Raw genomic sequence first — 16,313 nt, forward strand, 5'->3', positions numbered from 1 at the left:
CGCGTGGGAAGTAAGGTCTTCCCGACGCCGAGCCCGCGGGAGCTGCCGTGATCGATGGACGCACTGGCACCGGCGGTGTGGTCTCGCCGGTCATGGTGGGCCGCGGCGACGAGCTTGCGGCGGTCGTGGCGGCCTTGAGTCGCTCGCCGGCCGTGATCGTGGTCGAGGGTGAGGCCGGAATCGGTAAGTCGCGGCTGGTCACGGAGGTGCTGCGGCATCCCGACGTGAGCCGGCGCCGGCACCTGGTGGGGCGCTGCCACCAGATCCGCGAACCGTTTCCGCTCGGCGCGATCGTCGAGGCCGTCCGCCGTCTCGGCGACGATCTTCGAGGTTTCCGGCTGGGACCGGTCGCCGGGGCGCTGCGGCCGCTCCTGCCCGAGGTGGCCGACTCGTTGCCGCTGCCTCCGGAGCCGTTGGACGACCGAACCGCCGAGCAGCACCGGGTCTTTCGCGGCCTGGTCGAGGTGCTCGAGGCCGCCGGCCCGGCCGTCCTGGTGCTGGAGGACCTGCAGTACGCCGACCCGAAGACCGCCGACTTCCTCGCCTATCTGCTGGCCGAGCCGCCGCCTCGGCTGGCGGTCGTGCTGACGCTGCGTCGTGAGGACGCCGACCCGACGCTGCGTTCGGTGCTGTCGGCCGTACCGGTTCACGGCCAGGTCGTGCTGCGCGGCCTGACGACGGCCGAGTCGGGCGAGCTGGCGGCCGCGATCCTGGACACCGATCGTCTGTCGGACGAGTTCGCCTCCTACATCCGGGAGCGAACGGCGGGCCTGCCGTTCGCGATCGAGGAGCTGTTGGCGCTGGTTCGCGCGAACGGCAAACTCGTCCACCACGACGGGCAGTGGAGTCGCCGGGCGTTGCGTGAGCTCCGCGTGCCGCGGCGCATCGTCGATGCCACCATGGCGAGGATCGACCGGCTGCCGGCCGGTGCCCGGCGGATCGCCGAGGCGGCGGCCGTGCTGCAGAGCCCGCAGCCGGACCGGATCCTGATCGCGGTGGCCGACGAGCCCGATCCCGTCGACGCCCTGGAGGCAGCCGTCGGCTCCGGGCTCATCGTCGAGCGCGAGGGAAGCCTCGGCTTCCGGCACCTGCTCGCCGCCCAGGCCGTCCTCGACAGCCTCGGTGGCCTGCGCCGGCAACAGCTTCACGACAGGGCGGCCACGGCGCTGCTGGCCTTGGGACATCCTCCACTGGGCCAGGTGGCTCACCATCTGTGGCAGGCCGGTCGTCTGGCGGAATGGACCGATGCCGCACAGCGGGCAGCGGAGCAGGCGGTCGAGCTCGGTGACGACGACGAGGCCGTGCGGCTGCTGCGTGCGGTCCTTCGTGAGGCGCCCCTGACGCCGGAGCAGCGCGGAGCGGTCGCGGCCAGGTTGGCCTGGGCGGCGTTGGACACGTTGCACGCGAGCGAGATCGTCGAGCCGCTGACCGAGGTGCTCGACGAGGACCTTCCGGCCGCGATCCGCGGCGAGCTGAGGATTCTCCTGGCCATGGCTCTCGGCCAGGCGGGCCAGGACATCGAACGCCAGCGAGAGCTGTTCCGAGCCGCGCTCGGTGACCTCGCCCATCGTCCGGACCTGCGGGCGTGGGCGATGGTCGGGCTCGGGGTGAGCACCACGGCAGAGGTCTCGCCCGACGAGGATCGCCGGTGGCTGACCGAGGCCGCCGGGTTGGTCGACCAGATCGACGACCCACTGCTCCAGGCGTTCGTCCTCGGGCGGACCGGGTCGATGCTGCTCGACACCGGCGACCCGTCCTGGCGCGACCTGACCGATCGGGTCCTGCGGCTCACCGACGAGAGGCCACGGCAGCGCCGCGAAGCGAGCGCGTACTACTCCCTCGGCCTTGCTGCCACCTACGCGGGTCAGCTCGAACCGGCTCGGCTGCTGCTGACCAAGGCGCTCGAGGCACCGGTCACGCAGCACAATCGCCGGCTGGAGATGATCGTCCGCAGTGGGCTGGCCGTCCTCCGATTCCTGCGGGGCGAGTGGGACGGTCTGCACCTGGACATCGCGCGACTACGGCCCGAGGTCACGGACCACTACGGCCGGATGGACCTCGAACTGGCCGCCGGAAGCCTGGCGCTCGCGCGAGGCGATCGGGACGAGGGTCGAGCGTTGCTGGAGCGCGCGACCGCCGCGGCGGCCGAGACCGCCACCCTCGAAGTCCTGCCGCTCGGCACGGCCGGATTGGTGCGGTCCGCACTGGCCGACGGCGAGATCGACCGAGCCATCGGTCAGGTCGATCGCCTCCTCGACATCCTCCGCGCGAAGGGCGCGTTGCTGCCTTCGCTGGGCTGGGCGCTTCCGGACGTGGTCGCGGCCCTGGTCGCGGCCGATCGCACGGATCACGCCACCGACCTGCTCGACGAGGTCGGAGTCGCGCTCGGCGCCATGGAGGCGCCGATACTGGCGCCGGCCGCGGCGGAGGCCGGCGCCATGCTCGCCCTCGCTGCCGGGAGCAGGGGCGGCCCCGCCGACGTCGTCCTCGCGGCGGCCGCTGCCTACCGCGAAGCGGCCGCGCCGTACGCCGCGGCCCTGGCGACGGAACGGGCTGCCGCGCTGCTGCTGTCCACCGGGCACGACCGGGCTCCGGACGTGGTTCTGGGAGCGGCGACGATGTACGACGGCCTGGGCGCGACCGGAGATCGAGCCCGGCTCGCCGCTCTCGCCCAGGGCCACGGCATCGAGCTGCCGCGTCGTCATCGTGGCGGTCGCCGCGCGTACGGCGGTCTGCTGTCGCCGCGCGAGCGGGAGGTCGCGACCCTGGCGGCGTCCGGGCGCACGAACAACGAGATCGCCGAGGACCTGTTCATCTCGCGGCACACCGTCGAGAAGCACCTCGGCGCGGCCATGCGCAAGCTCGGGGTGCGGTCGCGCACGGCACTTGCCCACCAATGGGCCGAGTCGAGCAAGAATGGCGGATTTCCGTAATAGTCGCGGTATCTACCGCGCCACACACTGTCATCGTGTGTGAATCCGGCCCGGCCGACGACGTCGATGACCTCGACGACACGGATGCCGACCAGGAGCAATCCGTCGTCGACTCGCCGCGTGCCCCCGCCGACGACGGCTGGTTTCCCGCATGATCCGCAGCTGGACACGATCGACCCCGCGACCGGAGGAGTGCCCATGATGCGAGCCAGACTCGGCCGAGCGGGGGTCATGGCCATGGCCGGCTTGGCCGCCGCACCGCTCATGGTCACGTCCTCCGGCGCGGCGATGTCCGCACCCGAGGCCGCGCCGCTGGCGTCGACGGCGGCGAACGTCGCCGAGCCGGCCGAGTCGCCCGTCGCTGCCGCGGACCGGACGTTCACCCTGATCACCGGCGACGTCGTCGCGCTCACCGGCGAGGGCGAGAACGCCGACGCGGTCGTCGTCGAGGACGTGCCGCCCCTCCACGACATCGTCACCGTTCGAACCCAGGACGGGGTGTTCGCGCTTCCCGGCGTGGCCTCCGAGCTGGTCGCCCGCGGACAGCTAGACCTGCGGCTGTTCAACCTCTCCCTGCTGGCCGAGGCCGGCTACGACGACGCGAGCCGGCCCACGCTGCCACTGATCGTGCAGGCCGCAGGCGGCAGTGCGGCTCGAAGCGGCAGCGTGGACCTGCCCGGCACCGACGACGACGCCGTAGTGGCGCTCCCGTCGATTCGATCCTCCGCCGTGGCGGTGGACAAGGAGCAGTCGGGCGCGTTCTTCGCGGCCGTCACCGCGTCGAGTTCGCCGGCCCGCACGGCAGGGCCGTCGGCCAGCGCGCTGGCCTCCGGCGTCGAACGGATCTGGCTCGACGGTCCGGTGCGGGCCATGGACGACGCCACCAACGAGGCGGTCGGTGTGCCCACCGCGTGGGACTCCGGGCTGACCGGCGAAGGCCAGCGGATCGCCGTCATCGACACGGGGATCGACTCGACCCACCCCGACTTCGCCGGCCGGATCGCCGAGACGAAGTCCTGTGTGCCGGACGCCGGCCCCGAGGACGACCACGGTCACGGCACCCACGTCGCGTCGACGGCGCTCGGATCGGGCGCCGCCTCGGACGGGCAGTACGCCGGGGTCGCCCCGGACGCGCAGCTGGTGGTCGCCAAGGCGCTTGCCGGCAACGGCGGCGGGCTGGAATCGTGGATCATCGAGTGCATGGGCTGGGCGGCTCAGCATGCCGACGTCGTCAACATGAGCCTCGGCGGCCTGCCCACCGACGGCACCGACCCCATGTCGCTGGCCCTCGACGAGATCAGCGAGGCCACCGGAGCGCTGTTCGTCGTCGCGGCGGGCAACTGGGGCGACTACGAGGTGTACTACGGACTCGCCAACCACGAGACGGCGTCGACCCCGTCGACGGCTGACCGCGCGCTCTCGGTGGGCAACGTCCTGATCGACAGCCGGCCCTTCCAACTCGACCCGTCGTCGTCCATCGGGCCTCGTCGCGGCGACCACGCGTTCAAGCCGGAGCTGACGGCCCCCGGGCACCAGGTGATCGGCGCGTACGCCGCCCAGAACCGCATCTCCGGCCCGCTGCCCGAGAACCCGCGATACACCGCCCTGACCGGGACGTCGATGGCGACACCGCACGTCGCAGGTGCGGCGGCCCTGCTGCGGCAGCAGCACCCTGATTGGAGCGCCGCACAGCTCGAGGACGCCCTGGTGAGCACGACCCAGCCGAACGCGGATCCGATCTACCACCGCGGCACCGGCACGTTGGACGTGGCCCGCGCGACCCAGCAGCAGATCCACGCGACCGGAACCCTCGACCTCGGCGCACCGCTCTGGACCGAGAGCCCGCTCCCGCTCCACGGCGAGGTCACGTACACCAACAGCGGCGACAGCCCGATCGAGCTCAGCCTGGACGCGGCCTACGTCAAGGCGCCCGAGCACTACATCGGCGACGGTGAGCCGTTCGTCCCGGCAGACGGCGCGGTCGTCTGGGGCGACGACGGCGTGACCGTGCCCGCCCACGGGTCGGCGAGCGTCCCGGTCACCGTGCACCTCGCCGACCTGCCGGAGGGGAGCGTCTACGGGGAGCTCCTGGCCACGTCGTCCGACGGCACGGTGCGTGTGGTGACAGGGCTGAGCTGGACCCGCGAACCCGAGTCCTACCTGCTCGAGACCCGTGCGATCGATCAGCACGGAGCGCCGTCGGGGTCGCATCCCGGGCCTCCGGGGATGGGCGGGACGCTGCTGGTGACCGACCTCGACACCGGAGCGACCCGGATCGGCGGCTTCATCGACGGCGTCGGCCATCTGTCGGACGTGACTCTGCCGTTCTCCGAGCAGGACCCGCGGCTGCGCGCCGGACGCTACGCCGTGACCGTCGCGCTGCCCGGCTACGAGAAGCCGCCGTACACCACCGTGTACGACCCGGTGTCGGCAACGCTGGGCAGCGAGCCGGAGGTCGTGCTGGACGAGGACACCACGCTGGTCTTCGACGCGCGCGAAGGGCGCCCCTGGACGGTTGACACGCCGAAGCCGAGCGTGCGCCAGGACGCCGCGACGACCATGCGGATGCAGCGCACCGACGCGGACGGCGAGGTCCTGGTCGCCATGTCCACGGGCGCGGCATGGACCGAGGACTCGATCCGTACGCTGGCCAGCCGCACGACGGCCGTCACCGGCGGCTACCGCCTCGACGTCGTCGAGCATCGCGAAGTACCGCCGCTCACGGTGACCACGATCGGCAGGTCACCGGTGACGGTGCGCCCGAAGGCGGCGACCTATGTCGACGATCGCGGCAGAGAGATCTACTGCGAAGGGGCGTGCGCGCCGTTCGACGTCAGCCGTCCGGTCCGCATTCTCGATGTCGGGGCGAGGACTGCCGTCGAGGACCTCGGTGACGTCCGCGGCCGGATCGTGCTGGCGCTCGAGGACGAACCCGTCCCGACGTCGGGCGAATTCGGCGAATGGCTCGTCCAGGCTTCGCTCGACTCCCTGATCGACAGACTCCACGATGCGGGCGCCGCTGGCATCCTGGTCGAGAACCGGGAGGGCACACAGATCGATCGGTTCGCCCGTGGCCTGCCCGAGGTGCCGGTCTGGGTGGTCAGCCACGAGGACGCCGAGCGGCTGCGATCCACGACCCGTAGCCAGGAGATCTTCGCGAGGATCACGTCGACGCCCGTCAGCCCCTACGTCTACGAGCTCGTCACGCACGTCGAGGGTGACAACGGCGACGGCCGGCCGGTGGTCGTCCGGCAGCAGGATCTGGGCACGGTGCGGACGTACTTCCACCACAACGCCGGGACCGGCCCGTACCAGTACCGCCGGTTCCTCGGTCCGTTCAACGCCATCGGCGACCGCCGCGGCATTCCTGCCGGCACCGTGCGCGAGGAGTATGTGAGCCCGGCTCCGGCTCACCTCACGCAAGACGCGTGTTCGGGCACGAATATCTGCGGCTGGGTCGCATCCGCGTTCAGGACGGGGCACGCGACCGAAGACCTTCGCTATCCCGTGGCGGTGGCACCCGGCGAGCTCATCGAGCAGCACTTCGGCGGCGGGCCGTACCGACTCGTGGCCACCGGTGTGGTGCGCAACAGTTCCGGCACCATGATCAGCGAGACGCCGTACTACCCGTGGTTCGCCGCCGACGGCCAGTTCACCGGCGGAGCGCTGAGGCTGCAGAACGCCGACTTCTACGACGACAACATCGAGTCGACGGTGCGGAAGGACGGCGTGGTCATCTGCGACGACTGGTGGGGGAACGGGTCGAGGGACTGGGACGCCGACAGCTGTTTCCCCTTGGGCGGCACGGGCCTGTACTCCGGAACGGTGACGGCGACCCGCCCCGGCGCGGAGCTGTCGACAGAATTAGGGGTGTCCTGGACAGCGAACCTGACCGCCCCGCCGGAGTCGGCCGGTCGCGAGAGGGTGGCGGCGCCGTTCGTCGACCCCGATTGGTCACTCCCCGTCGACGTCGATGGAACGCTCCGCAGCGGCGCCGAGCTGACCGTCCGTGCCCACTACACCGAGGCCATCCGCCGCCTCAAGGAATCAACCGACCGTACCGTCGCCTACGAAGGGGAGCACGGCGAGTTCACCGTCCGCGCCTGGGTCAGCGGTGACGACGGCGCCACCTGGCAGGAGATCGGCAGCGCCCAGGTGCCGAAGGGTGACTCGACCAGCTTCGAGCTCCCGCGGCTGCGAGGTGCGGAGTACCTCAGCGTCCGGGTCTCGCTCGCCGACGAGGCCGGCAACAGCGTCGACCAGTACACCCTGAGAGCGGCCCGGAACGGCTGAAAAGCCCCTCACCCCACCGGATCTCCCAGCGCACCACCGCTGCCGCCTGCCGTGGTGGTGCGCTGGGAGATTCCTCACCCTTCCGGTCGGAATACCGGTGCAGCCGCCCTGGTGACGGCCGTGTCCGGCGTCCGGCGCGGTCCGGAGGCGGGCCTCCGGACCGGTAGGGTAAGGGCGACGAGCGAGCTGCGGGGGAGGTGCGACTGATGGTGACCGCGCCTCGAACCGTGCTCCGGCGCCTCGTCGCCGCGCTGCTCGCCGCCGGCCTCGTCGTGCTGGCGGCCGCCATGGTCACCGCGGGCGGCGACACCGTGCGCGGCGCCGGCCCGGCCATCCACCCGGCCGCCGAGATCACCCCCAACGCGCTGCCGCGCACCGACGGCGACCACCAGCTGCTCGACGACACCGCACGGCACGCCGCCGACGACGCGCATACGCCGGCCGGCGACCACGCCGGCCCCGACTCCGCCGTCGTCAGCGACGCGACGCTGCCCACCGGCGTGGTCCGCACCGGTGCCGACAAGGTCAGTGACACCACGGCGCGGCCGTCCGCACCGGCGCCTGCCGGCACGGTCGACGGCCGCGCCCCTCCTGAACACGGCGCCGTCTGACCTTCCGTCCGCGCGAATGTGCCCCTGCGACCCGCCGCAGGCGGCACCATCGAAGGGTTTCCCTTGTCCGACCGTGAGAGCCGCTCATGATGCTGGCCCTGATCGCCGCGCACCTGGTGGCCGCGGCGCTGGCGCCTGCCCTGGTGACCTGGCTGCGCCGCCGGGCGCTGCTGGTGCTGGCCCTCGTGCCCGCCGCCGGGTTCGTCTGGGCCGCCGCGATGACCGGCGAGGTCCGCCACGGCGGCGCCGTCGAGCAGCGGGTCCGCTGGGTCGGGTCGCTCGGGCTGGAGCTGTCCTTCCGGCTCACCACCCTCACGTGGGTGATGACGCTGCTGGTCACCGGCGTGGGCGCGCTGGTGCTGGCCTACTGCGCGGCGTACTTCCGCCGTGACGACGCCGGCCTGCCGCGGTTCGCGGGGCTGCTGACGGCGTTCGCCGGGGCGATGCTCGGGCTGGTGCTGGCCGACGACCTGCTGGTGCTGTACGTGTTCTGGGAGCTGACGACGGTCCTGTCGTACCTGCTCATCGGGCACAACCCGGAGCGCAAGGCGAACCGGCGCGCGGCGATGCAGGCGCTCATGGTGACGACGTTCGGCGGGCTGGCGATGCTGGTCGGCGTCATCGTCATCGGGCAGGCGGCCGGGACGTACCGGATCTCCGAGGTGCTGGCGAACCCGCCCGGCGGCGACGCCGTCACGGTCGCCGTCGTGCTGGTGCTGATCGGGGCGGTGTCGAAGTCGGCGCTGATCCCGTTCCACTTCTGGCTGCCCGGCGCGATGGCCGCGCCCACCCCCGTCAGCGCCTACCTGCACGCGGCGGCGATGGTGAAGGCGGGCGTGTACCTGGTCGCGCTGTTCGCGCCGGCGTTCGCCGGGCTGATGCCGTGGCGGCCGCTGCTGCTGACCCTCGGCGTCCTGACGATGCTGCTCGGCGGGTTGCGGGCGCTGCGGCAGACCGACCTCAAGCTGCTGCTGGCCTACGGGACGGTGAGCCAGCTCGGCTTCCTGATCGTGCTGGTCGGCGCCGGGACCCGGGCCGCAGCGCTGGGCGGCGTCGCGATGCTGGTGGCACACGCGCTCTTCAAGGCGACGCTGTTCCTGGTGGTCGGCCTGGTCGACCGCGCGACGGGGACGCGCGACCTGCGCGAGCTGTCCGGCCTGGGCCGCCGGCTGCCGGTGCTGCTGTGGACGTCGATCCTCGCGGCCGCGTCGATGGCGGCCATCCCGCCGCTGGCCGGGTTCGTCGCCAAGGAGACCGCGTACGCCGCCGCCGTCGACATCGCGCAGACCGGCGACGGCACCGGCATCGGGACGTTCGCCGGCTGGGCGCTGGTCGCCGGGCTGGCCGCCGGGTCCGCGCTGACCGCCGCGTACAGCATCCGGTTCGTCTGGGGCGCGTTCGCCGTGAAGCCGGACGTGCCGCCGCTGGAGCGCAAGGACTGCAAGTTCCCGACCGCCGGGTTCTCCGCCGCGCCGGTCGTGCTGGCGGCCGGCGGGCTGGCGCTGGGCTTCCTCGGCCCGCTCGAAACCGAGCTGCTGCAGCCGTACGCCGACCTGTTCCCCGAGGGTGCGCACGAGCCGGAGCTGACGTTGTGGCACGGCGTCAACACCGCGCTGCTGCTGTCGATCGCGTCGGTGCTGGTGGGCATCGTGCTGTTCCGCTGGCGCGACCGCGTCGACCGGGTCGAGGCGGCGCTGGCCCCGCGGACCGACGCCGAGACGTCGTACCGGACGATCATGCGCGGCGTCGACCGGCTCGCCGTCGAGGTCACCGGCGCCACCCAGCGCGGTTCGCTGCCCAGCTACCTCGCCGTCATCTTCCTGGTGGTGGTCACGGTGCCTGGCGGGGTGCTGGTGGCCCAGCAGCTGTGGGCCGACGGTCCCGGCGTCCGCGCGTGGGACAGCGTCGGGCAGGCCGTCGTGGGCGCCATCATGATCACTTCGGCGATCATCGCCGCGCGGTCGCGGCGCCGGCTCAAGGCGGTGCTGCTGGCCGGCGGCACCGGCTACGGCATGGCGATGCTGTTCATCCTGCATGGCGCGCCCGACCTCGCGCTGACCCAGGTGCTGGTCGAGACCGTCACCCTGGTGATCTTCGTGCTGGTGCTGCGGCGACTGCCGCCGTACTTCTCCGACCGGCCGCTGACGAAGTCGCGCTGGTGGCGGGTGGGGCTCGGGGTCGTCGTCGGCCTGGTGATGGCCGGGCTGGCACTGGCCGCGTCGGGCGCCCGCACCGCCGACCCGGTGTCGGACGGGTTCGCCGAGCCGGCCGTGTCGTACGGCGGCGGGCACAACATCGTCAACGTCACGTTGGTCGACATCCGGGCGTGGGACACCATGGGCGAGATCTCCGTCCTCGTCGTCGCCGCGACCGGTGTGGCCAGCCTGATCTTCCTCATCACCGGCCGGACCGGGCGGCACCGGCCGGACGACGCGATCGCCAGCGCGCCGACGTCGCCGGAGCGCCGTCCGCACCGCAACCTGTGGCTGCGGGCCGGCCGCACCGTCGCGCCGGAGGGCCGCTCGATCCTGTTCGAGGTGGTCACCCGGCTGGCGTTCCACGTCGTCATCGTGTTCTCGATCTACCTGCTGTTCGTCGGGCACAACGCGCCGGGCGGCGGGTTCGCCGGCGGCCTGGTGGCCGGGCTGGCGCTGATGGTCCGCTACCTCGCCGGCGGACGGCACGAGCTGGACGAGGCCGCGCCGGTCGACGCCGGCCTGCTCCTGGGCATCGGGCTGTTCATCGCGACCGGCAGCGGGCTGGTGCCGCTGGCCTTCGGCGGCGACGTCCTGCAGAGCGCCGTCGTCGACTTCGAGCTACCACTGGTCGGGCACGTGCACTTCGTGACGTCGCTGTTCTTCGACATCGGCGTGTACCTGGTCGTCGTCGGGCTGATGCTCGACGTGCTGCGCAGCCTCGGCGGCGGCATCGACGAGCAGGCCGGCGACGACGCCGAGTCCGGTGAGTCCATCGAGTCCGCGGAGGAGGCGCATACGGCGGCCCGCCGCGAGGCGTCAGGGGGTAGTCAGTGAGTGCGAACCTGGTCCTGGTCGTCGTGGTCGGCGTGCTGTTCGCCGCCGGCGTGTACCTGCTGCTCGAGCGCAGCCTGACCCGCGTGCTGGTGGGCGTCATCCTCATCGGCAACGGCGTCAACACGCTGTTCCTGGTGGCGTCCGGGCCGGCCGGGCGGGCGCCGATCGTCGGCCTCAACGACGTCGACGACATGAGCGATCCGCTGCCGCAGGCGCTGGTGCTCACCGCCATCGTCATCACGCTCGGGGTGACGGCGTTCCTGCTGGCCATGGCCTACCGGGCCTGGCAGCTCAACGGGAACGACGAGGTCCAGGACGACGTCGAGGACGCCGCGATCCGCCGTCGCGCCGAGCGCGACGAGGTGTCGTCCAGCTACGACGACAGCGCGGGCGGCACGATGGACGAGGAAGGCGCCGACGAACCGTCCGCCGAGGGCGAGCCTGCTGCCGTCGGACCCGAGGGGGAGCGCCCGTGAACGCGTCCGTCCTGGTCCCGCTGCCCGTCGTGCTGCCGCTGTTCGGCGCAGGGCTGGCGCTCGCGCTGGGCCGGTCCGCCCGGGCGCAGCGGGTGGTCAGCGTCGTCGTCCTCAGCCTCGTGGTGGTCATCGCGGCCGTCCTGCTGGCGCGGGCCGACGCCGACGGCCCGCAGGTCATGCACGTCGGCGGCTGGCCGCGCCGATCGGCATCTCGCTGGTCGCCGACCGGCTGTCCGCGCTGATGCTGCTGGTGTCGGTGGTCGTGGCGCTGAGCGTCCTGGTGTACTCGCTGAGCCAGGGCTTGGTGGAGTACGGGCCGGACACCCCGCTGTCGATCTACCATCCGACCTTCCTGATCCTGGTCGCGGGCGTGTCGAACGCGTTCCTGTCCGGCGACCTGTTCAACCTCTACGTCGGCTTCGAGATCCTGCTGGCCGCGTCGTACGTGCTGCTGACGCTGGGCGGCACCGCTGACCGGATCCGGGCCGGCAGCACCTACGTCGTGGTGTCGCTGGCGTCGTCGATCGTGTTCCTGACGGCGCTGGCGCTGGTCTACGCCGCCACCGGCACCGTCAGCCTGGCCCAGCTGGCCGGGCGGCTGGACGAGTTGCCGTCAGGCGTGGCGCTGATGCTGCAGCTCATGCTGCTGACGGCGTTCGCGATCAAGGCCGCGGTGTTCCCGCTGTCGGCGTGGCTGCCGGACAGCTACCCGACCGCGCCGGCGCCGGTGACCGCGGTCTTCGCCGGCCTGCTGACGAAGGTTGGCGTCTACGCGATCATCCGGACGCAGACGCTGCTGTTCCCGGACAGCCCGCTGTCGGATCTGCTGCTGTGGGCGGCGCTGCTGACGATGGTGATCGGCATCCTCGGCGCCGTCGCGCAGGACGACCTCAAGCGAATGCTGTCGTTCACGCTGGTCAGCCACATCGGCTACATGGTCTTCGGGGTGGCCCTGGCCAGCGACGACGGCCTGTCCGGCGCCATCTACTACGTGGTCCACCACATCGTCATCCAGACCAACCTGTTCCTCGTCGCCGGGCTGATCGAACGCCGCGGCGGCAGCACGTCGCTGGAGCGGCTCGGCGGGCTGGCCCGGCTGTCGCCGGTACTGGCGCTGCTGTTCTTCGTCCCGGCGATGAACCTGGCCGGCATCCCGCCGTTCTCCGGGTTCCTCGGCAAGCTGGGGCTCATGCAGGCCGGCGTCGACGACGGCGGCTGGCTGGCGTACGTGCTGGTCGCGGGCAGCGTCGTCACCAGCCTGCTGACGCTGTACGCGATGGCGAAGGCGTGGAACCGGGCGTTCTGGCAGCCGCCTCCGGCGGAGCCGGAGGACGCGTCGGGGCCGAGGACCGACCTGCACCGCAAGCCCGTCCGCACCGAGGCGCCGGTCTCGAGCAAGGTGGCCAAGGTCGCGCTGCGGGCCGGGATGGCCGGGCCGGCCGCCGTACTGCTGCTGGTCGGCGTCGCCATGACGGTGTTCGCCGGGCCGCTGTTCGGGCTCACCGACCGCGCCGCCGCCGACCTGCGCGAACGCACACCGTACGTCGAGGCCGTCCTGCCGGAAGGTGCGCCGTGAGCCGCGACGACGTGCCGGAGCGGCGGAACGGGGTGCAGTGGCCGATGCTGATCGGGCTGACCGTCGTCTGGGTGCTGCTGTGGGGCGGCGTCAACGTGGCGAACGTGCTGTCCGGGCTGGTCGTGGCCGTCATCGTCACGCTGGTGTTCCCGCTGCCGCCCATTGTGTTCAGCGGCCGCCTCCGGGCGCGCGGGCTGGCCGTGCTGCTCGGCTGGTTCGTCGTCGAGCTGTTCGTCGCCAGCGTGCAGGTCGCCGGGCAGGCGCTGCGGATCGGGCGGCCGCCGCTCAACGCCGTCATCGAGGTGGATCTGCGCAGCCGCTCGGACCTCTACCTGACGCTCACCGCCGAGCTGCTGTCGCTCGTCCCCGGCAGCCTCGTCGTCGAGGCCCGCCGCTCGACGTCGACGCTGTTCCTGCACGTGCTGGGCGTCCGCGACGAGGCCGACGTCGAGGAGGCGCGGCGGCGGGCGCTGCGCCAGGAGGAGCGGGTCATGCGGGCGCTGGCGTCGGACGAGGAACTGGCCGCGTATCTGTCCGAGGGGGTGGGCCGATGACCGTCGTCATCTGGGTGTGCGCGGCCATGCTGAGCGTCGCCGCCGTGCTGGTGCTGACCCGCATGGCCGTCGGCCCGACCATGCTCAACCGGGTCGTCGCGATGGACGTGCTGATCGCCATCGTCGTGGCCGGGCTCGGCCTGGAGGCGGCGCTGAACCGGCATGCGACGACGTTGCCGATCCTGGTCGTGCTGTCGCTGGTCGGCTTCGTCGGCTCGGTCAGCGTCGCCCGCTTCGCCGCGCACGACGACAAGGGGGAGGGCTCGTGAACGCGTTCGACGTCGCCTCCGCGGTCTGCCTGGTGGCCGGCTGCGCGCTGTCGCTGATCGCGGCGATCGGCCTGATCCGGTTCCCCGACCTGCTCAGCCGCATGCACGCCGGCACCAAGCCGCAGGTGCTCGGCCTGCTGCTCATCCTCGTCGGCGTCGGCCTGCGGCTGCGCGACTGGAGCGACGTCGGCATGCTGCTGGCTGTCGCGCTGTTCCAGCTGATGACCGCGCCGGTGGCGGCGCACATGGTCGGCCGGGCCGCCTACCGGCGCGGCGCCGTCCGTCGCGACACCCTGCTGGTGGACGAGCTGACGCCCGCGCTGGAGGCGGAGAACCGGGACTGACGCCCGCCGCCCGGCCGTCCACAGTGCTTTGCAATGAGCACCTCTACGCACCACCTGGCCGCGGGCTGGCCTTGGCACGACCGTCCATGGTGGCTTGGCATTGCTGATCGTCGTTCTGAAGCCGACATTCCGGACGCGCCGGCGATGACCGGCCGTGCCAAGCTCCGCCCGGCGCGCGGGTGGTGCGTCACGGTGCTCATTGCAAGGCGGCCGCACACCGTCCGGCCCAGCGCCCAGCGGGTGAGATCACTGCACCGGCTGGGTGGCAGCACTGTTGCTTGCACGACAGCAACGCCACCCACGCTGCGTGGCCGACTGCGCCGCGCTCAGATCGGCCGGGAGTAGTAGCGCACCGACTTTGCCGTGCCGACCAGCGCCGCCGAGCCGACCGGCGTGAACCCCATCGACGTGTGCAGGGCGTCGGACGCCGGGTTCGGCGGGTCGAGGTTGACCTCGGCGCACAGCAACTGCTGGCCGTCGGCCCGCGCCGCCGCGATGACGTCCTCGTAGAGCGCCCGCGCCAGCCCCTGCCCGCGCGCGGCCGGCGCCACGACGACCCGGTCGACGTAGGCGAAGCGCGGGTGGCGGGCCTTGAACCAGTCGAAGTTCTGGCTGACCCGGGAGGTGTCCTGGTCGAACGCGATGACCATCGCGCTGAGGTCGTCGGTGACCCGGACCCGCCAGGCCACCTTCAGCAGCCCGCGGAACTCGTCGGCGGTGAGCTCGGACAGCTCGAGGGCGTGGTCGTTGTTCAGCCGCAGTAGCGCGGCCTGGTCGGCTTCGGTCGGGGCACGGAACGTCTGCGGCACGGATCGAGCGTAAGGGAAGACGCCGTGCCGCTCGCCGGTTGGCCACTGTATGACGATCGACGTAGGACGAGCAGGGGTGTGGGTCGGGGCGCGGAACTGGCCCGCTGACCAGGCCGAGGTGAAGGACGCGTTCGCCGAGCTGGAGGCGCTGGGTTACGGCGCGGCCTGGCTGGGGGGCGCCGAGGGCGACCTCCTCCGTCCTGAGCAGGTCCTCACCGCCACGACGCGGCTGACCGCCGCCACCGGCATCGTCAACGTGTGGACGGAGCCCGCCGACGAGGTGGCCGCGGCGTTCGACCGCGTCGACGGCGCCTACCCCGGCCGGCTGCTGCTGGGCGTCGGTGCGGGCCACGCCGAGTTCGTCGAGCAGAGCGGCCAGACGTACCAGCGTCCGTACAGCAAGGTCGCCGACTATCTCGACCGGCTCGATGCGGCGGGGGTACCGGCGGCGAAGCGGGCCGTCGCCGCGCTCGGGCCGCGGACACTGCGGCTGGCGGGCGAGCGCAGCCTCGGTGCGCACCCCTACCTCGTCACGCCCGAGCACACTCGCCTCGCCCGCGAGGTCCTCGGCGACGGGCCGCTGCTGGCGCCGGAGCAGAAGGTCGTGCTGTCGACGGACGAGAACGAGGTGCTGCGCATCGCCGGACCGGTTGTCGAGTTCTACCTCGGCCTGCCGAACTACGTGAACAACCTGCGCCGCCTCGGCTTCACCGACGACGACGTGTCGGGCTCGGGCAGCTGGCGGCTGGTCGATGCACTGATCGCGTGGGGCGACCCCGACACCGTCGCGCGACGCGTCGCCGACCACCACACCGCCGGCGCCGACCACGTCTGCGTCCAGGTCCTCACCGCCCGGCCCGGCCCGCCGCGGGCCGAGTGGCGGGCGCTCGCCCCGGCGCTGACCTAGGCCAGCTGGGTGAGCCGGCCGGTGTCGACGTCGTAGCGGAAGCCGCCGACGGGGACGGTAGGGGGCAGGTACGGCCACGAGCGGATCTTCTGGACGTCCTCGACGAGCGTGGCCTCCTGGTCGGCGATGAGCTGGAAGTCGAGGCTGCGGACGTCGATGCCGGTGGACTGCTCGATCGCGGCGACCACCTCGTCGGCGGTGGCGCTGGCCATCTTGCATCGGGTGTGCGCCACCACCATGATGCGCGTGACGCCGAGCAGGTGCGTCGCCAGCGCCAGCGTGCGCAGCACGTCGGTGGTGACCCGGGCGCCGGCGTTGCGCATGATCTTCGCGTCGCCCGGCTTCAGGCCCAGCATGTCCAGCGGCTCGATGCGGGAGTCCATGCAGGTGACGACGGCCAGCCCGCGTGCCGCGACCGGCTCGAGGCCGGACAGCGCGAACTTGGCCGCGTAGTCGTCGTTGCCGGCCAGGACGTCGGCGAACTCGTCGGTCTGCATCGGGCTCCTCTA

At 72.3% G+C, this 16,313-nt stretch carries 11 protein-coding genes and 1 pseudogene; 10 read left to right on the forward strand and 2 right to left on the reverse strand.

The window, feature by feature from the left end; all coding sequences use genetic code 11:
- Positions 1-47: 47 nt before the first annotated feature.
- The 9 genes and pseudogenes from BLV05_RS38235 (at position 48) to mnhG (ending at position 14,088) form a co-directional block, all read left to right on the forward strand.
- Positions 48-2,933, forward strand: coding sequence for a helix-turn-helix transcriptional regulator (locus BLV05_RS38235; protein WP_152690797.1), 2,886 nt, complete (start codon positions 48-50; stop codon positions 2,931-2,933).
- 198 nt (positions 2,934-3,131) lie between these two features.
- Complete coding sequence (locus BLV05_RS19870) at positions 3,132-7,226, forward strand: S8 family serine peptidase (RefSeq protein ID WP_160312755.1); 4,095 nt, start codon at positions 3,132-3,134, stop codon at positions 7,224-7,226.
- Positions 7,227-7,432: 206 nt separating this feature from the next.
- Complete coding sequence (locus BLV05_RS19875; RefSeq protein ID WP_046769469.1) at positions 7,433-7,837, forward strand: hypothetical protein; 405 nt, start codon at positions 7,433-7,435, stop codon at positions 7,835-7,837.
- Positions 7,838-7,926: 89 nt separating this feature from the next.
- A complete protein-coding gene (locus tag BLV05_RS19880; protein ID WP_046769494.1) occupies positions 7,927-10,869 on the forward strand; it encodes a Na+/H+ antiporter subunit A in 2,943 nt (980 codons plus the stop codon).
- Positions 10,866-11,345, forward strand: a complete 480-nt coding sequence (locus tag BLV05_RS19885; protein ID WP_046769470.1) for a Na(+)/H(+) antiporter subunit C — start codon at positions 10,866-10,868, stop codon at positions 11,343-11,345. The genes BLV05_RS19880 and BLV05_RS19885 overlap by 4 nt, the downstream gene beginning before the upstream one ends.
- Positions 11,342-12,921: pseudogene (locus tag BLV05_RS19890) on the forward strand (Na+/H+ antiporter subunit D). Before BLV05_RS19885 ends, BLV05_RS19890 begins: the two are co-directional and overlap by 4 nt.
- Complete coding sequence (locus BLV05_RS19895) at positions 12,918-13,475, forward strand: Na+/H+ antiporter subunit E (protein ID WP_197683221.1); 558 nt, start codon at positions 12,918-12,920, stop codon at positions 13,473-13,475. Before BLV05_RS19890 ends, BLV05_RS19895 begins: the two are co-directional and overlap by 4 nt.
- Positions 13,472-13,744, forward strand: coding sequence for a monovalent cation/H+ antiporter complex subunit F (locus BLV05_RS19900; protein ID WP_046769471.1), 273 nt, complete (start codon positions 13,472-13,474; stop codon positions 13,742-13,744). The genes BLV05_RS19895 and BLV05_RS19900 overlap by 4 nt, the downstream gene beginning before the upstream one ends.
- The gene (mnhG, locus tag BLV05_RS19905; RefSeq protein ID WP_046769472.1) at positions 13,741-14,088 is read left to right on the forward strand and encodes a monovalent cation/H(+) antiporter subunit G; all 348 of its coding nucleotides are present in this window, start codon (positions 13,741-13,743) and stop codon (positions 14,086-14,088) included. The genes BLV05_RS19900 and mnhG overlap by 4 nt, the downstream gene beginning before the upstream one ends.
- A gap of 326 nt (positions 14,089-14,414) precedes the next feature.
- On the opposite strand, the gene BLV05_RS19910 is transcribed toward mnhG, so the two are convergent.
- The gene (locus BLV05_RS19910) at positions 14,415-14,897 is read right to left on the reverse strand and encodes a GNAT family N-acetyltransferase (protein ID WP_046769473.1); all 483 of its coding nucleotides are present in this window, start codon (positions 14,895-14,897) and stop codon (positions 14,415-14,417) included.
- Between the two features lie 49 nt (positions 14,898-14,946).
- Here BLV05_RS19910 and BLV05_RS19915 point away from each other — a divergent pair, with 49 nt between their 5' ends.
- Complete coding sequence (locus BLV05_RS19915) at positions 14,947-15,804, forward strand: LLM class F420-dependent oxidoreductase (protein ID WP_083421344.1); 858 nt, start codon at positions 14,947-14,949, stop codon at positions 15,802-15,804.
- Here the strand turns inward: BLV05_RS19915 and BLV05_RS19920 are convergent.
- Entirely contained in the window at positions 15,801-16,301 is a 501-nt protein-coding gene (locus BLV05_RS19920) for a beta-class carbonic anhydrase (protein WP_046769475.1), read from the reverse strand. The genes BLV05_RS19915 and BLV05_RS19920 overlap by 4 nt on opposite strands.
- Positions 16,302-16,313 lie beyond the last annotated feature (12 nt).

It is taken from the genome of Jiangella alkaliphila, assembly GCF_900105925.1.
In the GTDB taxonomy this organism is placed as follows: Bacteria; Actinomycetota; Actinomycetes; order Jiangellales; family Jiangellaceae; genus Jiangella; species Jiangella alkaliphila.